The sequence below is a fragment of the Rhizobium sp. NLR22b genome (assembly GCF_019685295.1).
Lineage (GTDB): Bacteria > Pseudomonadota > Alphaproteobacteria > Rhizobiales > Rhizobiaceae > Rhizobium.
Genome location: NZ_JABDWM010000009.1, coordinates 54,550 through 79,890, shown reverse-complemented (window position 1 = coordinate 79,890; position 25,341 = coordinate 54,550). Strand labels below are relative to the sequence as shown.

The following is a 25,341-nucleotide window of genomic DNA, read 5'->3' as shown; positions in this document are numbered from 1 at the left end:
GTCTGCGTCGCCTTGTCTTCGACTTTTTACCGTGGCAGAATGTGATATATCAGGCCGGCTACGGGATTATCGGCAGTGCAGACGTCACAAAGCCACCTTGCCTATCTAGCACTCGAGCACCTGATCGTTACGCTGGCGCTGAAGCCTGGCGCACTTGTCACCGAAAAGCAGCTGATCGATATGGCGGGCCGCGGGCGCACGCCGGTGCGCGAGGCGATTCAGAAGCTCGCCTGGCAGGGGCTGATCCTGGTGAAGCCGCGGGTTGGGCTGCAGGTTGCCGAGATCGCACCGGAGGATCATGGCAATGTCATGCAGGTCCGCCGCGAGCTGGAGCCGATTGCGGCAAGCCTGGTTGCCGAGCATGCCACGGACGAACATCGTGAGCGCCTCAGCGATTGCGCCGACGCGATGGAGAAATGCGTCGTGACCGGCGATCTCACCGGCTTCTTCGCCGCCGACAAGGCCTTTGACGAAATTCTCGAGAACGCGTGCCCGAACGGCTTCATCATGGCCGCACTCGGTCCGGTGCAGGCGCATGCGCGCCGCCTCTGGTATTCCACAGCAAGCCCCGAGCGCATGGACCGCGCCATCGCGCTGCATGTCGCCGTCATCCGCGCCATTCGGCAGGGCAGGCCGGATGAGGCGCGTGGGGCGATGGCGGTGCTGATCGACTATCTCGCCCGCAAATAAAAACGGCCCCGTTTCCGGAGCCGCTTGCATTTGATCGTTGAAAGAGTGTCAGCCGACGAAAGCGCGTTCGATGACGAATTCGGCGGGCTTGCTGTTGGCGCCTTCATTGAGGCCAGCCTTTTCGAGCAGTTCCTTGGTATCCTTCAGCATGGCCGAGGAGCCGCAGATCATGCCGCGGTCGATTGCCGGATCGAGCGGCGGAACGCCGAGATCGGTAAACAGCTTGCCCGACGAGATCAGGTCGGTGATGCGGCCACGATATTCGAAATCCTCGCGCGTGACGGTCGCGTAATGGCGCAGCTTGTCGCCGACCACTTCCTTCAGCAGTTCGTCATTCTGGATCTCGTGCACGAGATCGAAGCCATATTTCAGCTCGGCGACGTCGCGCGTCGTGTGAGTGAGGATGACTTCCTCGAACTTTTCATAGGTCTCGGGGTCGCGGATCAGGCTGGCGAACGGCGCAACACCGGTTCCGGTCGAGAACATGTAGAGACGGCGGCCAGGGGTCAGCGCGTCGAGCACCAGCGTGCCCGTCGGCTTCTTGCGCATCAGCACCTGATCGCCGGGCTTGATCGCCTGCAGATGAGAGGTGAGGGGACCGTCCGGCACCTTGATCGAGAAGAATTCAAGCTCCTCGGCCCATGCTGGGCTGGCGATCGAATAGGCACGGAAGACCGGCTTGCCCTCGACCATCAGCCCGATCATCGCGAATTCGCCGGAACGGAAACGGAAGCCCTGCGGCCGGGTCATCGTGAAGCGGAAGAGCCGGTCGGTGTAATGCGTCACGCTCAGCACCGTCTCGGCATAGACGCCGGCGGGGATGGACGAGGCGAAGTCTTCGGTCTTTGCAGGCGCGTTCATTTCGGTAGCGGATCCCGTATTCGTCGGATGAACTGTCGGATTGGGAGCGAGATATTACAAATCCGGCCGGAATTAAAGGCATTCCATTCCACGCGACGCTTCAGAAGGGAAATATGCATGTCATGGTCAGGATTCAATGGCGAGCGGCGAATGTCATATTTCCCGCTGGCGAAGCCGGGCAAAGGATGCATATTAGAGCGGCGGACCGCAGCCGAATGCTGATTTTCGGCAAAAGCGGTGCGACAACAAAGACCTACGGCGTCGAACCCAGCCCGATTCAGGAGCAGGGTCCGGTGATGATGGCGAAAAAATACACGCTTGCCGGGGCGAGCGCGACAAGCGGTCGGGGGACTATGAAGATCTTCAACTACAAGCGTGTTCCTTACGCCGAGATGCGCGCCTTTTCCGTCCATATCCTGACGGCGTCCGGCTCGTTCCTTGCCTTTCTCGGCGTCGTCGCCGCGGCCGAGCATCGCTTCATCGACATGTTCTGGTGGCTGGGTCTGGCGCTTCTGGTCGACGGCATTGACGGGCCGATTGCCCGCAAGGTGCGGGTCAAAGAAGTGCTGCCGAACTGGTCCGGCGATACGCTCGACAATATCATCGATTACGTCACCTATGTGCTGCTGCCGGCCTTCGCCCTCTATCAGAGCGGCATGATCGGCGAGCCCTGGTCCTTCGTCGCAGCCGGCATGATCGTCGTCTCTAGCGCCATCTATTATGCCGATATGGGCATGAAGACCGAGGAGTATTTCTTCTCCGGCTTTCCCGTCGTCTGGAACATGATCGTCTTCACGCTGTTCGTCATCGATGCGAGCGCCACGACGGCGCTAGTCGTCGTGACGATTTCGGTGGTGCTGACCTTCCTGCCGATCAATTTCCTCCATCCCGTCCGCGTCAAAAGGTTGCGCCCGCTCAATCTCGGCGTCTTTTTCCTGTGGTCGGCGCTCGGCGTCTATTCGCTGCTGATGCATTTCGAGATGCCGGAATGGGCGCTCATTCTCTTTATCGTGACCGGGCTCTATCTTTACGTCATCGGCGCGGTGCTGCAATTCTTCCCCTCCCTTGGACGCGAAGCTTAGGACAGGCAATATGACGAAGACGCATGCGATTTCATTCTCGCAGACGGGCGGACCTGATGTTTTCGACTACGTCGAAATCGATCTTCCGCCACCCGTGACAGGCGAGGTGCAGATCCGGCAGGCGGCGATCGGCCTCAACTTCATCGATGTCTACTTTCGCAACGGTTCCTATAAGGTGCCGCACCTTCCATTTGTCACCGGCAAGGAGGGCGCCGGAATCGTGACGGCGGTCGGACCTGATGTTGCCGATTTCAAGCTTGGCGATCGTGTCGCCTATGCCAGCGCTGACGGCGCCTATAGCGTCGAGCGCAATATCGAGGCGCGCCATCTGGTGCATGTGCCGGACGGCATCGAGCTGGAAATGGCGGCGGCGATGATGCTGAAGGGCATGACCGCCGAATATCTCCTGAACCGCACGTTCAAGGTGGGCCATCAGACGGTTCTGCTGTTCCATGCCGCCGCCGGCGGCGTCGGCCTGATCGCCGGCCAGTGGGCGAAGGCGCTCGGTGCCACGGTTATCGGCACGGCGGGCTCGGAGGACAAGATCAAGCTGGCGCTGGCCCACGGCTACGACCATGTGATCAACTACAAGAGCGAGGATTTCGTCGGGCGCGTCCGCGATATAACGGGCGGCAAGGGCGTCGATGTCGTCTATGATTCGATCGGCCGCGATACTTTTCCACAGTCGCTCGATTGCCTGAAGCCGCGCGGCCTTTTTGCCTCCTTCGGACAGTCTTCCGGGCCGATCGAGAATTTCACCCTCGCCATGCTGGCTCAGAGGGGATCGCTCTTTGCGACTCGCCCGACGCTCTTCACCTATATCGCCACGCGGGGGGAATTGGACGACAGTGCAAAGGCGCTATTTGATGTTGTGCAAAGCAACAAAGTGCGTATCAATGTCAACCAAACCTATCCGCTGCGTGAGGTTGGGCGAGCTCACGCGGATCTGGAAGCAAGAAAAACAACAGGAACGACGCTGCTGATTCCATGAGATCCGAACGGACCGGTCGGCAAAAGAAATGAGGGGAACGTGTCTGCATTGAATGTGCCGGATCCCGGTGCGTTGTTGTCCGTCCAGAAGCTGACGAAGTTTTTCGGTGGCTTTGCCGCCTGCAATGACATCGATCTCGACATTGCGCCGGGCGAGATTCATGCGCTTCTCGGCGAAAATGGCGCAGGCAAATCCACATTGGTCAAGATGCTGTTCGGCGTGCTGGAGCCGACGCACGGGCAGATCCTGTGGGAAGGAAGCCCTGTCGTCATCGCCTCTCCGGGCGAAGCCCGCAAGCAGGGCATCGGCATGGTTTTTCAGCATTTCTCGCTGTTCGAGGCCCTGACAGTGGCCGAAAACATCGCGCTGTCGCTCGATGACGCCATTCCGATCGATCGGATCGCCGAGGAGGCGAGGGCGCTGTCGATCGCCTACGGCCTGCCGCTCGATCCGCATGCCCATGTCGCCGATCTCTCCGTCGGCGAGCGCCAGCGCATCGAGATCGTCCGCGCGCTACTGCAGAACCCGAAGCTCATCATTCTCGACGAGCCGACCTCGGTGCTGACGCCGCAAGAGGCCGACAGGCTGTTCGAGACGCTGTTCAAGTTGCGCGCCGAGGGCCGTTCGGTTCTTTATATCAGCCATCGTCTGGAGGAGGTGCAGCGCATCTGCGATCGCGCCACCGTGCTGCGCCATGGCCGGGTGACCGGCGCCTGTGATCCCAGGCAGGAAACGCCGGCCTCGCTCGCCCGCATGATGGTCGGCAGCGAGGTGGCGACCGTCACCCATCCCGAGCGCAGCGACAGGGGCGAGGTGCAGCTTGCCGTTACCAACCTGTCGGTTTCCGCGCGCACGCCTTTTGCCATGCCGCTGCGCGATGTCTCCATGACGGTGCGATCGGGCGAAATCCTCGCGATTGCCGGCGTCGCTGGCAACGGCCAGAGCGAGCTGTTCGACGCGCTGTCCGGTGAATATCCGGTTGCCTCAGCCGAAGCGATCATCATCCGCAAGAAGCCGGTGGGCACTCAGGGCATTACCGCCCGTCGCCTGCTCGGCGCCGGTTTCGTGCCGGAGGAGCGGCACGGGCACGCCGCCGTTTCCGCCATGAAGCTGTCCGACAATCTGGTGCTGGCCCGCAGCCAGTCGGATCGCAAGGCCTTTCTGGGCGTGCTCGGCATCATCAGGCAGGGCGCGGTAAAATCTGCGGCGCGGCGCATTTCCGAAGCAATGGATGTCCGCAAGAGCGGTGACGATCCCGCCGCCGGTTCGCTCTCCGGCGGCAATCTGCAGAAATTCATCGTCGGCCGCGAGCTCGACCGCCAGCCGGCCGTCCTCGTCGTCAACCAGCCGACCTGGGGCGTCGATGCGGGGGCCGCAAGCCGCATTCGCCAGGCGCTGGTCGATCTTGCAAAGGCCGGCTCCGCCGTCGTCGTCATCAGCCAGGACCTCGACGAAATCTTCGAAGTGGCAACCGATATCGCTGTCATCTCCGAGGGGCGCCTTTCCCGGCCCTATCCGGCCGGCGAACTCACCCGCGAAAAGATCGGCCTGCTGATGGGCGGCCTGCATGAAGGCAGCTCGGCCGCGGAGACTGCCCATGCGCATTGAACTGGAAAAACGTCCCGACGTCTCGAAGCTCTTCGCCTTCGTCTCGCCGCTCCTGGCCCTTGCCCTGACGCTCGCCCTCGGCGCCGTCATGTTCGCTATGCTCGGCAAAAACCCCGTCGAGGCGCTCGATGCATTCTTCGTCGAGCCGCTACTCGAGGTCTGGTCGCTGCACGAGCTGGCGATCAAGGCAGCACCGCTGATCCTGATCGCCGTTGGCCTTGCCGTCAGCTACCGCTCGAACAACTGGAATATCGGCGCCGAGGGGCAGTTCACCATTGGCGCCATCACCGGCTCCTACCTGCCGATTGTCTTTTACGACTGGCATTCGCCGCTCGTCCTGCCGCTGATGCTGCTGCTCGGAGCGCTTGGTGGCGCGCTTTTTGCCGCCATTCCGGCGCTGTTGAAGGCCCATTTCAACACCAATGAGATCCTGACATCGCTGATGCTGGTCTATATCGCCCAGCTCTTCCTCGATTGGCTGGTGCGCGGCGCCTGGCGCGATCCGCAGGGCTTCAACTTCCCGGTGTCGCGGGATTTCGCGCCGGAAGCGGTGCTGCCGGCGATCTGGGAGGAATCGGGCCGGGCCCATTGGGCCTTCATCTTCGCCATCATCGCGGCGATCGGCGTCTGGTTCATGCTGCGTTATACGCTGAAAGGTTTCGAGATCGTGGTGCTCGGCCAGTCGGAGCGGGCAGGGCGCTTTGCCGGCTTCTCATCGAAGAAGATGATCTGGTTCAGCTTTCTGTTCTCGGGCGCGCTTGCCGGCCTTGCCGGGATATCAGAGGTCTCCGGCTCAATCGGCCATCTGCAGCCGGCGATCTCTCCGGGCTACGGCTTCACCGCCATCATTGTCGCCTTCCTCGGCCGGCTCAATCCGCTCGGCATCATCGCGTCCGGCCTGGTGCTGGCGCTGACCTATCTCGGCGGCGAGGCGGCGCAGCTGTCGCTCGGCGTCTCCGACAAGGTCACCCGCGTCTTCCAGGGGCTGCTGCTCTTTTTCGTGCTCTCCTGCGATACACTGATCTACTACAAAGTCCGTATCGTCTGGTCGCGGCTGAGGAGCGGTGCGGCATGAGCATTTTTGAAGCCATTCTGCTGACCGTCATCACTGCCTCGACGCCGCTCGTCATCGCCGCGCTCGGCGAACTGGTAGCGGAACGCTCCGGCGTTCTCAATCTCGGCGTTGAAGGCATGATGATCATGGGCGCGGTCGCCGCTTTTGCCGGCGCGCAAACGTCGGGCTCGCCCTATGTCGGGATCATCTGCGGCATAGTGGCGGGTGCGCTGTTCTCGCTGCTGTTCGCCTTCCTGACGCTGACGCTGGTGGCCAACCAGGTGGCGACGGGACTGGCGCTTACCCTTCTCGGCCTCGGCGCATCCGGCATGCTCGGTGAGCCCTATGTCAGCGTTCCCGGCATTCGCCTCGAAGAGATCGTCATTCCCGTCCTGTCCGATATTCCTGTTATCGGCCATGTTCTGTTCAGGCAGGATCTGATCTTCTACCTGTCGATTGCGCTTGTGATCGGCGTCAGCTGGTTCCTGTTCCGCAGCCGGGCCGGGCTGAAACTGAGAGCGATCGGCGACAGTCATATGTCGGCCCATGCGCTCGGCATCGGTGTCATCCGCACGCGCTATTTTGCGGTGATGTTCGGTGGCGCCTGCGCCGGTCTTGCCGGCGCGCAGCTCTCGCTCGTCTACACGCCGCAATGGGCGGAGAACATGTCGGCCGGCCGCGGCTGGATCACCCTGGCGCTTGTCGTTTTCGCCTCCTGGCGTCCATGGCGGGTTTTTGCCGGCGGTTATCTCTTCGGCGCGGTGACCATATTGCAGCTGCACGCACAGGCCTTCGGTCTCGGGATACCCGCGCAGTTCCTTTCGATGCTGCCCTATGCCGCGACTATTGTGGTTCTCATCATCATTTCCCATAATCGGCGCACGACGTTGATCAACACGCCCGCGTCGCTCGGAAAAGCCTTCGTGCCGGAGCGATAAAGCAACAAGATCAAAGACGGGTTTCCGGAATAACTTCAAACCAACAGGGGTAACCATGAAGAAGTTCGCATTCGCACTCGCCGCCTCGGCTGCTGCCGTGATCGGCATTTCCTCCGCCGCTCAGGCCGCGGACAAGACGAAGGTCTGCTTCGTCTATGTCGGTTCGCACACCGATGGCGGCTATTCGCAGGCCCACGATCTCGGCCGCCAGCAGGTCCAGGCCGAATTCGGCGACAAGATCGAAACGCCTTATCTCGAGAACGTGCCGGAAGGCCCGGACGCCGAGCGCGCCATCGAGCGTCTGGCCCGGTCCGGCTGCAAGCTGATCTTCACGACGTCCTTCGGCTTCATGGATGCGACGGTGAAGGTCGCCGCCAAGTTCCCGAAGGTCAAGTTCGAGCATGGCACCGGCTACAAGACCGGCCCGAATCTCGCGACTTACAACTCGCGATTCTATGAAGGCCGCTATATCCTCGGCCAGATCGCCGCCAAGACCTCGAAGAATCACGGCGCCGCCTACATCGCCTCCTTCCCGATCCCCGAAGTGGTCATGGGCATCAACTCCTTCGAGCAGGGCGCCAAGTCGGTCGACCCCAGCTTCAAGCTGAAGGTCATCTGGGTCAATACCTGGTTCGACCCCGGCAAGGAAGCCGATGCGGCCAAGGCGATGGTCGACCAGGGGGTCGACGTCTTGACGCAGCACACCGATACGACAGCGCCGATGCAGGTTGCCGAAGAACGCGGTATCCATGCCTTCGGTCAGGCGTCCGACATGATCGCAGCCGGCCCGAAGGCGCAGCTGACGGCGATCGTCGACACCTGGGGCGCCTACTACTCCAAACGTGTTCACGCGCTCCTGGACGGCACCTGGAAGTCCGAACAGAGCTGGGACGGCCTGAAAGACGGCATCCTGAAGATGGCACCCTACACCAACATGCCTGACGACGTGAAGAAGATGGCCGAGGAAACCGAAGCCAAGATCAAGTCGGGCGAGCTGCATCCCTTCACCGGCCCGATCAACAAGCAGGACGGCACGCCCTGGCTGAAGGCCGGCGAGAAGGCAGATGACGCCACGCTGCTCGGCATGAACTTCTATGTCGAAGGCGTCGACGACAAGCTGCCGGCGCAATAATTCCGCAGGCTTTCTGCAACTTTCAAGGGCGTCCTGGCGGGCGCCCTTTTTTTCTTCTGTAACGTTAAAAAAAGCGATTTACAAAAGTAATACTATATGATTTTTTGACCCTGCGCCGCGAAGGAGCGGCATTGGGAGGATATCATGAAATTGAAGACTGCACTTTTGAGTGCCACGATTTTGGCTGCCTGCATGTTCGGTTCGGCTTCGGCCGGCGGCTTGACCGTTGGCTTCTCGCAGATCGGCTCGGAATCGGGCTGGCGTGCGGCTGAAACCACCGTCACCAAGGAACAGGCCAAGAAGCGCGGCATCGATCTGAAGTTTGCCGATGCGCAGCAGAAGCAGGAAAATCAGATCAAGGCTTTGCGCTCCTTCATTGCTCAGGGCGTTGATGCCATTCTGATCGCTCCGGTTGTTGAAACCGGCTGGGACGACGTTCTGAAGGAAGCCAAGGAAGCCAAGATCCCGGTCATCCTTCTCGACCGCACCATCAAGGCTCCGGACGATCTGTACCTGACGGCCGTTACGTCGGATCTCGTTCACGAAGGCAAGGTCGCAGGCGACTTCCTGGTGAAGACCGTCGGCGACAAGAAGTGCAACGTCGTCGAACTGCAGGGCACAACCGGTTCGTCGCCGGCGATCGCCCGCAAGAAGGGCTTCGAAGAGGCTCTCGCCGGCCATGACAACCTCAAGATCGTTCGCAGCCAGACCGGTGACTTCACTCGCACCAAGGGCAAGGAAGTCATGGAAAGCTTCCTGAAGGCTGAGAATGGCGGCAAGGATATCTGCGCTCTCTATGCTCATAACGACGACATGGCTGTCGGCGCCATCCAGGCGATCAAGGAAGCCGGCCTGAAGCCCGGCAAGGATATCCTCGTCGTCTCCATCGACGCCGTTCCGGATATCTTCAAGGCGATGTCCGAAGGCGAGTCCAATGCCACCGTCGAGCTGACGCCGAACATGGCCGGCCCCGCCTTCGATGCCCTCGAAGCCTATCTGAAGGACAAGAAGGCCCCGCCGAAGTGGATCCAGACCGAGTCCAAGCTCTACACGCCTGCCGACGAGCCGATGAAGGTCTACGAAGAGAAGAAGGGCCAGGGCTACTGATTTGAACCTGGAACCGCACTGGCTCATAATGGGCCGGTGCGGAACTGCCGGTGCCGGATCGGGCGTCAGCCCGGTCTTGGTGCGGGCGCACGGCGCAAATATCAGGACACAGCAGCCCTCATGGTTCACAATAACGAGAATATTCTCGCAGCCTCGGCCATATCCAAGTTTTTTCCCGGCGCTGTCGCCTTGGACAAGGTTGATTTCACGCTACGCCGCGGTGAGGTCCATGCGCTTCTCGGCGAAAACGGCGCCGGCAAATCGACGCTGATCAAGTGCATCACGGGCGCCTATCATCGCGATGGCGGCAGCCTGATGCTCGATGGCGAGGAAATCAATCCGGCCAATACGCTCGCCGCCCAGAAGCTGGGTATCGGCACCGTCTATCAGGAGGTCAACCTCCTCGCCAATCTGAGTGTCGCCGAAAACCTCTTTCTCGGACGCCAGCCGAGGCGTTTCGGCATGACCGACGTGCGCGCGATGAACCGCAAGGCGCGCGAACTGCTTGCCGGCTACGGCATCGATATTGACGTCACCGCCGAACTCGGACGTTTCTCCGTCGCCGTCCAGCAGGTCGTCGCCATCGCCCGCGCCGTCGATCTCTCCGGCAAGGTGCTGATATTGGACGAGCCGACGGCGAGCCTCGACAACCAGGAAGTGGCGCTGCTCTTCCGCATCATCGGGGACCTGAAGAAACGCGGGCTCGGCATCGTCTTCATCACCCATTTCCTCGAGCAGGTCTATGCGATCAGCGATCGCATCACCGTGCTGCGCAACGGCAAGCTCGTCGGCACCCGCGACGCCGCCGAACTGCCGCGCCAGGGCCTGATCGCCATGATGCTCGGCCGCGAACTCGCCCAGGCTGAAGAGGCGGTCGGGGAGCGCAGCATTGCAGCCGGCGAGGTCCGGTATCGCTTTTCCGGCTACGGCAAACGCGGCAAGGTCAAGCCCTTTGATCTCGATGTCCGCGCCGGCGAGGTGGTCGGCGTAGCCGGGCTGCTCGGCTCCGGGCGCACCGAAACCGCCGAATTGTTGTTCGGCGTCGAACATGCCGACAGCGGCAGCGCGACGATCGACGGCCAGCCCGTCACCCTTTCCAGCCCGCGCGCTGCAATCGAGAAGGGTTTCGGCTTCTGCCCCGAGGATCGCAAGACCGATGGCATCGTCGGCGACCTGTCGATCCGGGAAAATATCGCGCTGGCGCTGCAGGCCCGCCGCGGCTGGACCCGGCCTCTGTCGCGCGCCGAGCAGAATGCGCTCGCCGACCGCTACATCAAGGCGCTCGACATCCGCACCACCGACCGCGAAAAGCCGATCCGTCTGCTTTCCGGCGGCAATCAGCAGAAGGCGATCCTTGCCCGCTGGCTGGCGACCAATCCCAAATTTCTCATCCTCGACGAGCCGACCCGCGGCATCGATGTCGGCGCCCATGCCGAGATCATCCGGCTCATCGAACAGCTCTGCGCCGAAGGCATGTCATTGATCGTAATTTCCTCGGAACTTGAAGAGCTTGTCGCCTATAGTTCACGTGTCATCGTGCTTCGCGACAGGCAGCATATCGCCGAATTGACGGGCGAGCGCATCACCGCAGCCGGCATTGTCGATGCCATCGCCGCCGCCGAGCACAAGAAGGAGGATGCATGAAGTCCTCTCGCAATGCGCTGGCCTATCGCCTGGCGCCGCAACTGATCGCGCTCGTTGTCATTCTTCTGTTGAATTTCATAACGTCGCCGCAGTTTTTTAATGTCGTTGTTCAAAACGGTCGCCTGTATGGCAGCCTGATCGATGTGCTCAATCGCGGCGCGCCGGTGGCTTTGTTGGCGATCGGCATGACACTGGTGATTGCCACCAAGGGCATCGACCTTTCCGTCGGCGCGGTCATCGCCATTTGCGGCGCCGTCGCTGCATCGTCGATCGTGTCCGGAAATTCAGTCGCTTACACAATTCTCCTGACACTGACGATCGGGCTTGCCTGCGGCGTCTGGAATGGTTTCCTGGTGGCGATCCTCAACATCCAGCCGATCATCGCCACACTGGTGCTGATGGTCGCCGGCCGCGGCATCGCCCAGCTCATCACCGAAGGCGCGATCCTGACCTTCAACGATGACGGCCTGATCTTCTTCGGCAGCGGCTCGATGGCGCTCCTGCCGATGCCGGTTGTCATCTGGCTGCTCGTCGGCCTGCTCGTCATCCTGCTCGTTCGCCGCACCGCGCTCGGCATGCTGCTCGAGGCCGTCGGCATCAACCGCCGCGCCAGCACGCTCTCCGGCATTCAAACGCCGGTGCTGCTGATGGCGGTCTATATGCTGAGCGGGCTCTGCGCCTCGATCGCGGGCATTATCGTCGCGGCCGACATCAAGGGCGCCGATGCCAACAACGCCGGTCTCTGGCTGGAGCTTGATGCTATCCTCGCCGTCGTCGTCGGCGGCAATTCGCTGCTCGGCGGAAGATTCAGTATTGTCGGGTCGCTGATCGGCGCGATGATCATCCAGGCTGTGAATACCGGCATCCTGTCTTCCGGATTCCCGCCCGAGTTCAACCTGATCATCAAGGCGGTCATCATCATCGTGATCCTCGTCATTCAGTCGCCGGCGGTGCAATCGTTCGCCATCTTCGCCAGCCGCCGGCAGGGCGGAAGGGAGTAGCCGAAATGAACTCCAAATATCTGCCGCTGCTCGCGACCATCGTCATCTTCGTGCTCGCCTATGCCGGCTGCACGCTGCAATATCCGAACATGCTGTCGACGCGCGTCATCGGCAATCTTCTGACGGATAATGCCTTTCTCGGCATTGCCGCCGTCGGCATGACCTTCGTTATCATCTCCGGTGGCATCGATCTGTCGATCGGTTCGATCATCGCCTTCACCGGCGTCTTCCTCGCGGTGATCCTGCAGAACACCTCGATCCATCCGCTGCTTGCGTTCGCGCTGGTGCTTGTCATCACCACCGCCTTCGGCGCCATCATGGGCGCGATCATCCATTACCTCGAAATGCCGGCTTTCATCGTCACGCTCGCCGGCATGTTCCTGGCGCGCGGTATCGCCTTCGTGCTGTCGATCGACAGCATTCCGATCAACCACGACTATTATTCGACGCTGACGAGCCTCTATTGGCGGCTGCCCGGAGGCGGACGGCTGACGCTGATCGGCGCCGTCATGCTTCTGGTCTTTGCCGCCGGCATCTTCATCGCCCACCGTACCCGCTTCGGCACCAACGTCTACGCGCTCGGCGGCGGGCCGCAGACGGCGCGTCTGATGGGCGTGCCGGTCGGCCGCACCACGATTCAGATCTATGCGCTGTCGGGTTTTCTCGCCGGTCTATCCGGAATCGTTTTTTCGCTGTACACATCTGCCGGATATTCTCTTGCTGCAGTCGGCGTCGAACTTGACGCCATCGCTGCAGTGGTCATTGGGGGGACGCTGCTGACCGGAGGAGCGGGCTTCGTGGCGGGAACCTTGATCGGGATTCTGATCCAGGGGCTCATTCAGACCTACATCACCTTCGACGGCACGCTGTCGAGCTGGTGGACGAAGATTCTGATCGGCCTGCTGCTGTTTGCATTCATTTTGATGCAGAAGGCGATCCTGTTCCTTTCCAGCCTGAACAAGAGGTATGCCTGAGGGGGGCGGCTCGCTTGCGCAACAAATTCATCGAGACACGCAAGACGGGGCGCCGAACCCGGACGAGCCATGCACAGGTGGTCGACGAGCTCGGCAAGGCGATCGTCGCCGGCACCTATCCGGTCGGTTCGATCCTGCCGGGCGATACGGAACTGGCGCAGCGCTTCAAGGTATCGCGCACAGTCTTGCGTGAAACGATGAAGACGCTCGCCGCCAAGGGCATGGTCGTCGCCAAGGCGCGGGTCGGCACGCGGGTGACCGAGAAGAACCTCTGGAACATGTTCGACAGCGAAATCATCGCCTGGCACTTCGACAATGGTGTGACGGAAGAATTCCTGCTGCAGCTTTACGATATCCGCCTTGCCGTCGAACCCTTCGCCGCCGGTCTGGTCGCCGAGCGCGCCAGCGCCGAAGAGATCGTGACGCTTCGCGAACTGGCGCAGGAAATGGCGGCGAGCGGGCATACGGCCGACAGCCTGGCGCTCGCCGACCTGCGCTTTCACCTGGCGATCGCCGAAGCCTCGCACAATCCCTTCATGCGCACCCTCGGCAGCCTCATCGAAGCGGCTCTGGTCGGCATGTTCCGCATCAGCACGCCGCCCTCCGAAAACGGGTTCGCCAATATCGCCGATACCCATATGCGCATCGTCGATGCCATCGTTTCCGGCGACAGCGCCGCGGCGCGGCGTGCGATGGAAGTCGTCATCGTCGACGGCCGTGATCACGTGCACGAAGCTTTCGCGGCCCACGGCTCTCCTGTCGTCCTGGGACCGATTTCGCCCGCAATCTAGTCCTGAAATCGATTTCCGATTTCAGGAATTATGCAGTATGAGGCAGAAAAGCCGCCTCATCGCGCGGATTCGCGGAGCAGATCATGGAACGTACTTGTCTTGCCGTCATCCTTGCCGCCGGTGACAGCACGCGGATGAAATCCTCAAAATCGAAAGTGCTGCATCCGGTCGCCGGCCGTCCGATGATCGCCCATGTCGTCGAGGCGGTCTCCTCCGCCGGCATCTCCTCCGTCGCCCTCGTCGTCGGCCGCAACGCCGAGGAGGTGGCAAAGGCCGCAAGCATCGACGGCGTCGGGATCGAAGCCTATCTGCAGCAGCAGCGCCTCGGCACCGGCCATGCGGTGCTGGCAGCGCGCGAGGCCATCGCCAAGGGCTATGACGATATCCTCGTTACCTATGGTGACGTGCCGCTGCAGACCGAGGGGCCGCTCAAGGCCGCCCGTCAGGGACTCGCGGAAGGCAGCGACGTGGTCGTCATCGGTTTCCATACCGACAGACCGACCGGCTATGGCCGCCTGCTCGTCAAGGACGGCGAACTCATCGCGATCCGGGAGGAGAAGGACGCCACCGACGCCGAACGCACTGTGACATGGTGCAACAGCGGACTAATGGCGATCAACGGCCGCAAGGCACTCGACCTGCTCTCGCGCATCGGCAATGCCAATGCCAAGGGCGAATTCTATCTGACCGATCTCGTCGAGATCGCCCGTTCGCTCGGCGGCCGCGTCACCGCCGTCGACGCGCCTGAAATCGAGATGACCGGCTGCAACAACCGTGCCGAACTCGCCGTCATCGAACGCTTCTGGCAGGAACGTCGCCGGCGCGAAATGATGCTGTCAGGCGTTACGATGATTGCGCCGGAAACGGTGTTCCTCTCCTACGACACTGTCATCGGCCAGGATGCGCTGATCGAGCCGAACGTCGTCTTCGGCCCCGGCGCGGTGATCAACAGCGGCGCCATCATTCATGCCTTCTCGCATATCGAAGGCGCGCATGTCAGTGAAGGCGCGACCGTCGGCCCCTTTGCGCGGCTGCGGCCGGGTGCCGATCTCGCCATGGGATCGAAGGTCGGCAATTTCTGCGAGGTCAAGAACGGCCGGATCGGCGAGGGCGCCAAGGTCAACCATCTCACTTATATCGGCGATGCGGTTGTCGGCGCCGGCAGCAACATCGGCGCCGGTACGATCACCTGCAATTATGACGGGGTCAACAAGAGCGAGACGGTGATCGGCGAAAACGCCTTCATCGGCTCCAATTCCTCGCTGGTCGCGCCGGTGACGATCGGCGACGGCGCCTATATCGCCTCCGGTAGCGTCATCACCGTCAACGTCCCAGCCGATGCGCTGGCGCTCGGACGCGCTCGTCAGGAAATCAAGCCCGGCCGCGCGACGCTGTTGCGCGAGCGCGCGCTCGCCATCAAGGCGGCCAAGAAGGCGAAGGCTTGAGCAGCTTTGCGTAACCGGCGGAAATTGAAAGTGACCGTCGAGGCCATTGAGAAATAAGCGGAAACCGTTAGGAGTGGCCTCATTATCAGAGGCTTATGGGGATATTGCATGTGCGGTATTGTGGGGATCGTCGGAACTCAGCCTGTTGCCGGGCGCCTGGTCGATGCGCTGAAGCGTTTGGAATATCGCGGTTATGATTCTGCCGGTGTCGCCACCATCCACGAGGGGGTGATGGATCGCCGCCGCGCCGAGGGCAAGCTCTTCAACCTGGAAAAGCGCCTCGACGTCGAACCGCTGCCCGGCACGGTCGGTATTGCCCATACGCGCTGGGCAACCCACGGCGTGCCGAACGAGACAAATGCCCATCCGCATTTCGTCGAAGGCGTCGCCGTCGTTCATAACGGCATCATCGAGAATTTCTCCGAGCTTCGCGACGAATTGAGCGAAGCGGGCGCGGTCTTTGTAACCCAGACCGATACCGAGGTCGTCGCGCAACTGATGGCGAAATATCTGCGCGAAGGCCTGGAGCCGCGCGCTGCCATGCTGAAGATGCTGAACCGGGTAACCGGTGCCTATGCGCTGGCCGTGATGCTCAAAGCCGATCCCGGCACGATCATGGCCGCCCGTTCCGGCCCGCCGCTTGCCGTCGGCTATGGCCGCGGCGAGATGTTCCTCGGCTCGGACGCGATCGCGCTTTCGCCCTTCACCAACGAGATCACCTATCTGGCCGATGGCGATTGCGCCGTTATCACGCGGGAAGGCGTCGCCGTGCTCGATTTTGCCGGAAAGCCGGTCAAACGCGCCCGCCAGATCTCGCAGGCGACCGCCTATGTCGTCGACAAGGGCAATCACCGCCATTTCATGGAAAAGGAAATCTACGAGCAGCCGGAGGTGATCTCACACGCGCTCAGCCATTACGTGGATTTTGCCGAGAACACGATCGGCGCCAATGCCGCCGTAATCGATTTCAAGGCGGCGAGCGGCTTGGCGATCTCGGCCTGCGGCACCGCCTATCTCGCCGGCCTTGTCGGCAAATACTGGTTCGAGCGTTATGCCCGACTGCCCGTTGAGATCGACGTCGCCTCCGAATTCCGCTACCGCGAAATGCCGCTCTCGCCATCGCAGGCCGCACTCTTCATCTCCCAGTCCGGCGAAACCGCCGATACGCTGGCATCGCTGCGTTATTGCCGCGACAACGGGTTGAAGATCGGCGCCGTCGTCAATGTCCGCGAATCGACGATCGCCCGCGAATCTGACGCCGTCTTCCCGATCATGGCCGGGCCCGAGATCGGCGTCGCCTCGACCAAGGCCTTCACCTGCCAGCTTGCCGTGCTGGCGTCGCTGGCGATCGGCGCCGGCAAGGCGCGCGGCACGGTGAGCGCCGAGGAGGAGAGGGCGCTGGTGCGCCATCTCGCCGAGATGCCGCGCATCATGAGCCGGGTGCTGAACCTGATCCAGCCGCAGATGGAAAGCCTGTCGCGCGAACTGTCGAAATGCAGGGATGTGCTCTACCTCGGCCGCGGCACCAGCTTCCCGCTCGCCATGGAGGGCGCGCTGAAGCTCAAGGAAATTTCCTATATCCACGCCGAAGGCTATGCTGCCGGCGAACTGAAGCACGGGCCGATCGCGCTGATCGATGAGAACATGCCTGTCATCGTCATCGCCCCCTACGACCGCTTCTTCGAAAAGACGGTCTCGAACATGCAGGAGGTCGCAGCCCGCGGCGGCCGCATCATCTTTATCACCGACGAGGCGGGTGCGGCGGCCTCAAAACTGCCGACCATGGCGACGATCATCCTGCCTGTCGTCGACGAAATCATCGCGCCGATGATCTTCTCGCTGCCGATCCAGCTGCTCGCCTATCACACCGCCGTGTTCATGGGCACCGACGTCGATCAGCCCCGCAATCTGGCAAAATCCGTGACTGTGGAATAAGCCGGCAAGGTCGGATCTTGGCGCCGAAACATATTGTGCGGCGCCTGGAATTCTGGCAATTTTACCATATGGACGAGGGGGAAGGGCCGGAGTTCCGGCCCGTCCAGGACTGAGATGGAGTTCATCAGTAGAGATGACCGACAATGCCCCCAGAATGCCTGTCGCGACCCGGTTGCGGAACAATTTTCTAGCAGGGCTGATCATCTGCGCGCCGATCGCCATCACCATCTGGTTGACCTGGACCTTCATCCATTGGTCGGACAGCTGGGTCAGGCCCTATATTCCGGCGCGCTGGAACCCGGAAAGCTATCTCAACTTCGCCATTCCCGGCTTCGGCTTGCTGATTGCCGTCGTGCTGATCACCGTCGTCGGCTTTCTCGGCAAGAACCTGATTGGCCAGAGCATCGTCCGGTTCGGCGAATCGATCGTCCATCGCATGCCGTTGGTGCGCACGATCTACAGAAGCGTGAAGCAGATTTTCGAAACGGTGCTGAAAGAACAGTCGAACTCCTTCAAGAAGGTCGGCCTCATCGAGTATCCGGGTCCCGGCCTTTGGGCGCTGGTCTTCGTCGCCACCGACGCCAAGGGCGAGATTGCCTCGAAGTTTAACGCCATGGGTCAGGATATGGTGGCCGTCTTCCTGCCGCCGACGCCGGTGCCGACGGCCGGTTTCCTCATTTTCGTGCCGCGCGAAAAGATCGTCATGCTCGATATGAGCCCGGAAGACGCCGCCAAGTACCTGATATCAGGCGGCCTCGTGGCTCCCGAGCATAGACCGTCCGAGCCGAAGCAGAAGCATTTGCCGCGGCCGAAGCCGGTGGCGGTTTCGAAAGCCGATTAACCGGCCCTCAGGAATCGGATCGCCTCGTCGCGCCGGAACAGATAGAGCAGGGTGCGGATCGCCTGTCCTCTTTCGCTGGTTAGTTCCGGATCGCGCTCGATCAGATAGGCCGCATCCTTGCGGGCGATCTCGAGCAGGTCGGCATGCGCCTCGAGGCTGGCAATGCGGAAGCCCGGCGTGCCGGATTGGCGGGTGCCGAGCAATTCGCCTTCGCCGCGCAGTTTCAAGTCTTCCTCGGCAATACGGAAACCATCCTCCGTCTCGCGCATGATCGACAGCCTGGCATGGCCGGTTTCGCCGAGCGGTCCCTTATAGAGCAGGATGCAGGTCGAGGCCTCGTCGCCGCGCCCGACACGGCCGCGCAGCTGATGCAGCTGCGCCAGGCCGAAACGCTCTGCATGTTCGATCACCATGATCGTCGCATCCGGCACGTCGACGCCGACCTCGACGACGGTGGTGGCGACGAGAAGACGGGTCTCGCCATTCTTGAAGGCCATCATCGCCGCATCCTTCTCCGCGCCGCTCATACGGCCATGGATGAGGCCGATATCGGGGCCGAGCGAGGAGACGAGCGTCGCATGCCGCTCCTCTGCCGACATCAGGTCGAGCTCTTCGGATTCTTCGACCAGCGGGCAAATCCAATAGGCCTTCTTACCTTCAGCGATCGCGCTCCGCAGCCGTCCGACGATTTCGCCGGTCCGCTCCATCGGCACGGTGATCGTCTGGATCGGCTTGCGGCCGGCGGGCTTCTCGGTGAGTTTGGAAACATCCATGTCGCCGAAGGCGGCGAGAACCAGAGTGCGCGGGATCGGCGTCGCCGTCATCACAAGCATATGCGGCGAGATGCCCTTTGCCGTCAGCCGCAGGCGCTGGTGAACGCCGAAACGGTGCTGCTCGTCGACGACGGCGAGCATCAGGTTTGCGTAACTGACGCTCTCCTGAAACAGCGCATGTGTGCCGATGATGATCTGCGCCGCGCCGGAGGCGATGCGCTCCAGGATTTCCTCCCGTTCGCGTCCCTTGGTGCGCCCGGTCAGCACCTCGATGTCGAGTCCGGCAGAGGCGGCGAATTTCGAGATGGTCGCGTGGTGCTGCCGCGCCAGGATTTCCGTCGGCGCCATCAGCACCGCCTGGCCGCCGCTCTCGATCACCGCCGCCATCGCCATCAGCCCCACCAGCGTCTTGCCGGAGCCGACATCGCCCTGCAACAGCCGCAGCATGCGCTCGTGACCGGCCATGTCGTTCAGAATCTCGGCGATCGCATCGTTCTGGCTTGACGTGAGCGAGAAGGGCAACGCCTTCACGATCTTGCTGCTGACCGCACCGGTCGCATGCACCGGCTGGCCCGCCACTTTGCGCAGCCTCTGGCGCACCAGGCTGAGCGACAGCTGGCCGGCCAGAAATTCATCATAGGCGAGCCGCCTTCGGGCAGGGGCCTGCGGATCGACATCCAATGGATCGCGCGGTTCGTGCAGCATATGGAAACTGTCACGGATCGTCGGCAGGCCCTGCTTCTGCGTCAGCGTCAGGTCGATCCATTCCGGCATCTCCGGAAAGCGCGGCAGGGCGGTGTCGATGATCTTTCGCAGCGTTTTCGGCGAAAGCCCGGCCGTCAGCGGATAGATCGGCTCGACGAGCGGCAGGCTCTCCGTCTCCTCCGCTTTGACGATATAGTCGGGATGCACCATCGAGGCGCGGCCGTTGAACCAGTCAATCTTGCCGCTGACCGTCACCTCCGCATCGATGGGTAGCTGCTTTTCCAGCCATGCCGCCTGGCCGCGGAAGAAGACCAGCGTCAACTCGCCGGTCTCGTCATGCAGGAAAACGCGGTAGGGAACATTGCTTTTGCCCCGCGGTGGCACCTGGTGTCGGTCGACGCGCGCGGTGATCGTGACGATCGCACCCTGTGGCGCGCGGGCGATCCCCGGCTGGTTGCGCCGGTCGATCAGCGAGAACGGCGCATGGAACAGAAGATCGATGACCCGGCAATCCTCCACCGTCTCGCGCCCGAGCAGCTTAACCAGCAGTTCGGCGATCTTCGGGCCGACGCCCGGAAGGCCCGAAACGGGAGAAAACAGAGGATCGAGAATGGCGGGGCGCATGCGGCCAAAATGCGATGAACAATGCGGCCTTGGCAAGGCTGACAAGCCGCTTTCGAGGGTCTATAGAGGCGCATCAACAGGAAGGTAATGCCATGACAGGTGTCACGCTCACGAGTGCCGGTCTCGACCCGCGCCGCCGCCGAATCCTCTTCCGCTGCTGGCACCGCGGCATCCGCGAAATGGATCTGGTCTTCGGCCAGTTCGCCGAAGCCGAGATCGCGACGCTTTCGGAAGCCGAACTCGACGAGCTCGAGACGATCATGGCCGAAGAGGACAATGATCTCGTCCGCTGGATCATGGGAACATGGCCGGTGCCTGAGCGTTTCCAGACACCGATGTTTGCCCGCCTCGCCGCCTATACGCCCGATTTCGACAAGCCCCTCAGGACGCCGGAATGATCCCTGGTTTCGATGCGAAGAAGCTCGCGGCCATTGCCGAGCCGCTGACGATCGGCAATGTGCCTACTGGTCTCGAACCGCTGCTGCTCGCCGAGCTTGCCCGAGCGGGAGAACCCGTCGCCTATGTCATGTCGGACGGCCATCGTATGGCCGATCTGGAACAGATGCTCGGCTTCGTCGCCCCCGACATCCCGGTTCTCACCCTACCGGCCTGGGACTGTCTGCCCTATGACCGCGTTTCGCCGAGCGCCGATACCTCGGCCCGCCGGCTCGCCGCGTTGGGCGGCCTCATCGCGCATCGCAAGAAGCCGCATGCCGCGATCGTGCTCGTCACCGCCAACGCCATGCTGCAGAAGGTGGCGCCGCAGGATGTCATCGAAAGTCTGAGTTTTTCGGCCCGTCCCGGCAATCAGCTGCGCATGGACGATCTTGCCGGGCGCCTGGAGCGCAATGGCTTCGATCGCGTCGCAACGGTTCGTGAAGTGGGCGAATACGCAGTACGCGGCGGCATTCTCGACGTCTTCGTGCCGGGTTCGGAAGAGCCGGTGCGCCTCGATTTCTTCGGCGATACGCTGGAGAGTATCCGCAGCTTCGATCCGGCGAGCCAGCGCACGACGGGCCAGGTGCGTTCCCTCGATCTGAACCCGATGAGCGAGGTGACGCTGACCCCGGATACGATCAGCCGCTTCCGCAAGAACTATCTCTCCGCTTTCGGCGCGACAACGCGTGACGATGCGCTTTATCTCGCCGTCTCCGAAGGCCGCCGCTATCCCGGCATGGAGCATTGGCTGCCGCTCTTCTACGAGAAGCTCGATACCGTCTTCGATTACCTCAGCGGCTTCCGCATCGTTACCGACCATACGGTGCGCGAGGCGGCGGAGGAACGTTCCAAGCTCGTCCTCGATTATTTCGACGCCCGCCTGAATTCCGGCCAACCGGCCAAGGGCCAGATGGCCCAGGGCACGCCTTACAAGCCGGTGACGCCGGGCCAGCTCTATCTCGACAGCAAGCTTTTTGCCAAAACGCTCGACGCGCTCGGCGCGATCCGCATCACCCCGTTCAACGAGCATGAGGGCGAGGCGAGGCGGGTAATCAATGTCGAAGCCCGCCAAGGTCAGCGCTGGGCTCGCGCCAATGCCGAAGGCGGCGGTGATGCCGAACGCATCAACATCTTCGACGTCGTCGTCAAGCATATAGCCGACCGCCGCGCCGCCGGCGCGAAGGTGCTCGTCACCGCCTGGACCGAGGGCTCGCTGGAACGCCTGCTGCAGGTGCTGAACGAACACGGGCTGGAAAAGGTCAAGCCGGTCGAGGCGCTGAAGGATCTCGGCTCGCTGGCGAAAGGCGAGGCCGCTGCTGCGGTGCTCAATCTCGAATCCGGCTTCGAGGCGGGCGAGCTCGTCGTCATCGGCGAGCAGGATATTCTCGGCGACCGCATGGTTCGCCGCTCCAAGCGCCGCAAGCGCGCCGCCGATTTCATCGCCGAGGTTGCCGGCCTCGACGAAGGTTCGATCGTCGTCCACGCCGAACATGGCATCGGCCGATTCATCGGCCTCCGGACGATCGAAGCGGCGGGCGCCCCGCATGCCTGCCTCGAACTGCAATATGCCGACGAGGCCAAGCTCTTCCTGCCGGTTGAAAACATCGATCTTCTCTCGCGCTACGGCGGCGAGGGCACTGATGCCCAGCTCGACAAGCTCGGCGGCGGCGCCTGGCAGATGCGCAAGGCCAAGCTCAAACGGCGCCTGCTCGACATGGCCGATGCGCTGATCCGCATCGCCGCCGAGCGCCTGACGCGTCATGCGCCTGTTCTGACGGCGCCGGATGGCCTGTATGACGAGTTTGCCGCCCGCTTCCCCTATGACGAGACCGAAGACCAGGACAACGCCATCGACGCCGTGCGCTCTGATCTCGGCGCCGGCCGGCCGATGGACCGCCTCGTCTGCGGCGATGTCGGTTTCGGCAAGACCGAAGTGGCCCTGCGCGCTGCCTTCGTCGCGGCGATGAACGGCGTCCAGGTCGCCGTCGTCGTACCGACGACGTTGCTCGCCCGCCAGCATTTCAAAACCTTTTCCGAGCGTTTTCGCGGCCTGCCGGTACGCGTTCAGCAGGCATCGCGCCTCGTTGGCTCGAAAGAACTGGCGCTGACCAAGAAGGAAGTCGCGGAAGGCAAGACCGATATCGTCGTCGGCACCCATGCGCTGCTTGGCGCCGGCATCAAATTCGCTAATCTCGGCCTGCTCGTCATCGACGAGGAACAGCATTTCGGCGTCAAGCACAAGGAGCGGCTGAAGGAGCTGAAGAGCGACGTGCATGTGCTGACGTTGTCGGCAACGCCGATCCCGCGCACACTGCAACTTGCCATGACCGGGGTGCGCGAACTGTCGCTCATCACCACGCCGCCTGTCGACCGCATGGCGGTGCGCACCTTCATCTCGCCGTTCGACAGCCTGGTCATTCGCGAGACATTGATGCGCGAGCACTATCGCGGCGGCCAGAGCTTCTATGTCTGCCCGAGGCTTGCCGATCTCGCGGATGTGCACGCCTTCCTGCAGTCCGACGTGCCGGAGCTGAAGGTCGCCGTCGCCCATGGCCAGATGCCGGCCGGCGAACTCGAAGACATCATGAACGCCTTCTATGAAGGCCGCTATGACGTGCTGTTGTCGACCACCATCGTCGAATCCGGCCTCGACGTCCCCACGGCCAATACGCTGATCGTCCACCGCGCCGATATGTTCGGCCTCGCGCAACTCTATCAGCTGCGCGGCCGTGTCGGCCGTTCGAAGGTGCGCGCTTTCGCGCTCTTCACCCTGCCGGTCAACAAGGTGCTGACGGCGACGGCCGAGCGCCGGCTGAAGGTGCTGCAGTCGCTCGATACGCTCGGTGCCGGCTTTCAACTCGCAAGCCACGACCTCGATATTCGCGGCGCAGGCAACCTGCTCGGCGAGGAGCAGTCAGGCCACATCAAGGAGGTCGGCTTCGAACTCTATCAGCAGATGCTGGAAGAGGCGGTCGCCGAGGTCAAGGGTGTCGACGAAATCCACGATACCGGCTGGTCGCCGCAAATTTCGGTCGGCACCACGGTGATGATCCCCGAGAACTACGTGCCGGACCTGCATCTGCGCATGGCGCTCTACCGCCGACTCGGCGAAATCACCGACCTCAAGGAGATCGATGGCTTCGGCGCCGAGATGATCGACCGCTTCGGGCCGATGCCGATCGAAGTCCAGCATCTCCTGAAGATCGTCTACATCAAGTCGCTCTGCCGCACCGCCAATGTCGAAAAGCTCGATGCCGGCCCGAAGGGCGTGGTCGTGCAGTTCCGCAACAAGGAATTCCCGAACCCGGCAAATCTCGTCGGCTATATCGGCAAGCAGGGTACGATGGCGAAGATTCGTCCCGATCACAGCCTGTTCTTGACCCGCGACCTGCCGACGCCTGAGAAGCGCTTGCAGGGCGCGGCAGTCATCATGACGCAACTGGCCGAGATGGCCAAGTAATAGAGGGAGACGGCTATGGCGACATACGGCGCGAGAATCGCCTGGCAGCGCAACGACGAGATCTTCACCGACAACCGCTACAGCCGCGTCCATCGCTGGACCTTCGACGGCGGCATCGAGGTGAGGGCCTCCTCATCCTCGCATGTGGTTCCGTTGCCCTATTCCGCCGAGGATGCGGTCGATCCGGAGGAGGCTTTCGTCGCCTCGCTTTCGAGCTGTCACATGCTCTGGTTCTTGTCGATTGCCGCCAAACAGGGCTTTTGCGTCGACAGCTACACCGATACCGCCGAGGGTGTGATGGAGAAGAATGCCGAAGGCCGTCTCGCCATGACTGTCGTGACGCTGAGGCCACGTGTCGTCTTCAGCGGCGAAAAGCAGCCTTCGCTCAGCGAGTTGGAAGCCCTGCATCATCGCGCCCATGACGAATGTTTCATCGCCAATTCGGTGAAGACTGAGGTGCGTTGCATTCCGGTTCTGGGCTGAACGGCGCCAAACCGGAAGCCCCGGAGTTTTACCCTGGCGCGGCTCTTCGATCTCGATCCGCACAGCCGGCCTCAGTTGAGGCCCGATCGCGCCTCCGCCTTCGCCTTGGCAATATCGCGCAGCGCATTTGCCAGCACATCGGGTGTCTGGGCGCCGCTGACGGCATATTGCTGGTCGAAGATGAAGAAGGGCACGCCGTTGACGCCCATTTCCTGTGCCGCGGTGATTTCGGCGACGATAAGGTTGCTGTCGGCATCGGAGGCGAGCAGCGAGGCGATGACCGAGCGGTCGAGGCCGGCTTTCTCGGCGATATCGAGCAGCACCGCGTGGTCGCCGACATTGCGGCCTTCCTCGAAATTCGCCTTGAACAGCGCCGTAACCACCTTGTCCTGCTTCTCGCGGCCCTCGATCATCGCCCAGTGGATCAGCCGGTGGGCGTCGAGCGTGTTCGGGCCGATGTTGATCGCCTCGAAATCGAAGGCGATGCCGACCTCGCGGCCGTAGTCGGTGAGCATCTTGTGCGCCTGCGCCACGCGCTCCTCGCCGCCGAGCTTCTGAGCGAGCGCCTTCTTCTGGTCGACGCCTTCCTTGGGATAGTCGGGATTGAGCCGGTACGGCCGCCAGTTGATGTCGACGCCGATCTCGTCCTGCACTTCGGCGATGGCGAGCTCCAGCCGCGCCTTGCCGAGATAGCACCAGGGGCAGACGACATCCGAGACGACGTCGATGGTGATGCGCTCCATGATGATGTTCCTTCTGTGTGT

General features: G+C 62.1%; 21 protein-coding genes. 18 read left to right on the top strand and 3 right to left on the bottom strand.

What is annotated here, in order from left to right:
* Positions 1 to 75: 75 nt before the first annotated feature.
* Positions 76 to 690: a GntR family transcriptional regulator gene (locus HJC00_RS16240; protein WP_221155049.1), complete on the top strand. Its 615-nt coding sequence runs from the start codon at positions 76 to 78 to the stop codon at positions 688 to 690.
* A 48-nt stretch (positions 691 to 738) separates the two neighbouring features.
* On the opposite strand, the gene HJC00_RS16235 is transcribed toward HJC00_RS16240, so the two are convergent.
* Complete coding sequence (locus HJC00_RS16235) at positions 739 to 1,551, bottom strand: ferredoxin--NADP reductase (protein WP_064806129.1); 813 nt, start codon at positions 1,549 to 1,551, stop codon at positions 739 to 741.
* Between the two features lie 353 nt (positions 1,552 to 1,904).
* Between HJC00_RS16235 and pcsA the strand changes: the two genes are divergently transcribed.
* From pcsA to HJC00_RS16165, 14 genes are all read left to right on the top strand, one after another.
* A complete protein-coding gene (gene pcsA, locus HJC00_RS16230) occupies positions 1,905 to 2,633 on the top strand; it encodes a phosphatidylcholine synthase (RefSeq protein ID WP_210631631.1) in 729 nt (242 codons plus the stop codon).
* Between the two features lie 10 nt (positions 2,634 to 2,643).
* On the top strand, positions 2,644 to 3,624 hold the full coding sequence (locus tag HJC00_RS16225) for a quinone oxidoreductase (RefSeq protein WP_221124390.1): 981 nt from the start codon (positions 2,644 to 2,646) through the stop codon (positions 3,622 to 3,624).
* Positions 3,625 to 3,663: 39 nt separating this feature from the next.
* Positions 3,664 to 5,232 carry an ABC transporter ATP-binding protein gene (locus tag HJC00_RS16220; RefSeq protein ID WP_210631391.1) on the top strand — a complete coding sequence of 523 codons (1,569 nt, stop codon included), beginning with the start codon at positions 3,664 to 3,666 and terminating at the stop codon, positions 5,230 to 5,232.
* A complete protein-coding gene (locus tag HJC00_RS16215; RefSeq protein ID WP_210631390.1) occupies positions 5,222 to 6,307 on the top strand; it encodes an ABC transporter permease in 1,086 nt (361 codons plus the stop codon). Before HJC00_RS16220 ends, HJC00_RS16215 begins: the two co-directional genes overlap by 11 nt.
* Positions 6,304 to 7,224, top strand: coding sequence for an ABC transporter permease (locus HJC00_RS16210; RefSeq protein WP_221124392.1), 921 nt, complete (start codon positions 6,304 to 6,306; stop codon positions 7,222 to 7,224). The genes HJC00_RS16215 and HJC00_RS16210 overlap by 4 nt, the downstream gene beginning before the upstream one ends.
* A gap of 55 nt (positions 7,225 to 7,279) precedes the next feature.
* Positions 7,280 to 8,356 (top strand): BMP family ABC transporter substrate-binding protein, encoded by a 1,077-nt coding sequence (locus tag HJC00_RS16205; protein WP_221102539.1) that lies wholly within the window; start codon positions 7,280 to 7,282, stop codon positions 8,354 to 8,356.
* A gap of 144 nt (positions 8,357 to 8,500) precedes the next feature.
* The gene (gene ytfQ / locus HJC00_RS16200) at positions 8,501 to 9,463 is read left to right on the top strand and encodes a galactofuranose ABC transporter, galactofuranose-binding protein YtfQ (protein WP_168296910.1); all 963 of its coding nucleotides are present in this window, start codon (positions 8,501 to 8,503) and stop codon (positions 9,461 to 9,463) included.
* 120 nt (positions 9,464 to 9,583) lie between these two features.
* Positions 9,584 to 11,107 (top strand): galactofuranose ABC transporter, ATP-binding protein YtfR, encoded by a 1,524-nt coding sequence (gene ytfR, locus HJC00_RS16195; protein WP_221146597.1) that lies wholly within the window; start codon positions 9,584 to 9,586, stop codon positions 11,105 to 11,107.
* Complete coding sequence (locus HJC00_RS16190) at positions 11,104 to 12,108, top strand: ABC transporter permease (RefSeq protein WP_210631386.1); 1,005 nt, start codon at positions 11,104 to 11,106, stop codon at positions 12,106 to 12,108. Before ytfR ends, HJC00_RS16190 begins: the two co-directional genes overlap by 4 nt.
* A 5-nt stretch (positions 12,109 to 12,113) precedes the next feature.
* Positions 12,114 to 13,082 carry a galactofuranose ABC transporter, permease protein YjfF gene (yjfF, locus tag HJC00_RS16185; RefSeq protein ID WP_011425356.1) on the top strand — a complete coding sequence of 323 codons (969 nt, stop codon included), beginning with the start codon at positions 12,114 to 12,116 and terminating at the stop codon, positions 13,080 to 13,082.
* A gap of 14 nt (positions 13,083 to 13,096) precedes the next feature.
* Positions 13,097 to 13,873 carry a FadR/GntR family transcriptional regulator gene (locus HJC00_RS16180; protein ID WP_221164353.1) on the top strand — a complete coding sequence of 259 codons (777 nt, stop codon included), beginning with the start codon at positions 13,097 to 13,099 and terminating at the stop codon, positions 13,871 to 13,873.
* Positions 13,874 to 13,956: 83 nt separating this feature from the next.
* Positions 13,957 to 15,318: a bifunctional UDP-N-acetylglucosamine diphosphorylase/glucosamine-1-phosphate N-acetyltransferase GlmU gene (gene glmU / locus HJC00_RS16175; protein ID WP_221146599.1), complete on the top strand. Its 1,362-nt coding sequence runs from the start codon at positions 13,957 to 13,959 to the stop codon at positions 15,316 to 15,318.
* Between the two features lie 108 nt (positions 15,319 to 15,426).
* On the top strand, positions 15,427 to 17,253 hold the full coding sequence (gene glmS / locus HJC00_RS16170) for a glutamine--fructose-6-phosphate transaminase (isomerizing) (RefSeq protein WP_221146600.1): 1,827 nt from the start codon (positions 15,427 to 15,429) through the stop codon (positions 17,251 to 17,253).
* 133 nt (positions 17,254 to 17,386) lie between these two features.
* Positions 17,387 to 18,094 carry a DUF502 domain-containing protein gene (locus HJC00_RS16165; protein ID WP_210631383.1) on the top strand — a complete coding sequence of 236 codons (708 nt, stop codon included), beginning with the start codon at positions 17,387 to 17,389 and terminating at the stop codon, positions 18,092 to 18,094.
* Here HJC00_RS16165 and recG read toward each other — a convergent pair.
* Entirely contained in the window at positions 18,091 to 20,196 is a 2,106-nt protein-coding gene (gene recG, locus HJC00_RS16160) for an ATP-dependent DNA helicase RecG (RefSeq protein WP_210631382.1), read from the bottom strand. The genes HJC00_RS16165 and recG overlap by 4 nt on opposite strands.
* 92 nt (positions 20,197 to 20,288) lie before the next feature.
* Here recG and HJC00_RS16155 point away from each other — a divergent pair, with 92 nt between their 5' ends.
* Genes HJC00_RS16155 through HJC00_RS16145 form a run of 3 tightly spaced genes read left to right on the top strand, consistent with a single transcriptional unit; the run spans position 20,289 to position 24,577 of the window.
* Positions 20,289 to 20,594, top strand: coding sequence for a succinate dehydrogenase assembly factor 2 (locus tag HJC00_RS16155; RefSeq protein ID WP_210631381.1), 306 nt, complete (start codon positions 20,289 to 20,291; stop codon positions 20,592 to 20,594).
* The gene (mfd, locus tag HJC00_RS16150; protein ID WP_210631380.1) at positions 20,591 to 24,094 is read left to right on the top strand and encodes a transcription-repair coupling factor; all 3,504 of its coding nucleotides are present in this window, start codon (positions 20,591 to 20,593) and stop codon (positions 24,092 to 24,094) included. The genes HJC00_RS16155 and mfd overlap by 4 nt, the downstream gene beginning before the upstream one ends.
* A 15-nt stretch (positions 24,095 to 24,109) precedes the next feature.
* On the top strand, positions 24,110 to 24,577 hold the full coding sequence (locus HJC00_RS16145) for an OsmC family protein (protein WP_221164352.1): 468 nt from the start codon (positions 24,110 to 24,112) through the stop codon (positions 24,575 to 24,577).
* 71 nt (positions 24,578 to 24,648) lie between these two features.
* Here HJC00_RS16145 and HJC00_RS16140 read toward each other — a convergent pair whose 3' ends face one another.
* Complete coding sequence (locus HJC00_RS16140) at positions 24,649 to 25,320, bottom strand: DsbA family oxidoreductase (RefSeq protein WP_210631378.1); 672 nt, start codon at positions 25,318 to 25,320, stop codon at positions 24,649 to 24,651.
* Positions 25,321 to 25,341 lie beyond the last annotated feature (21 nt).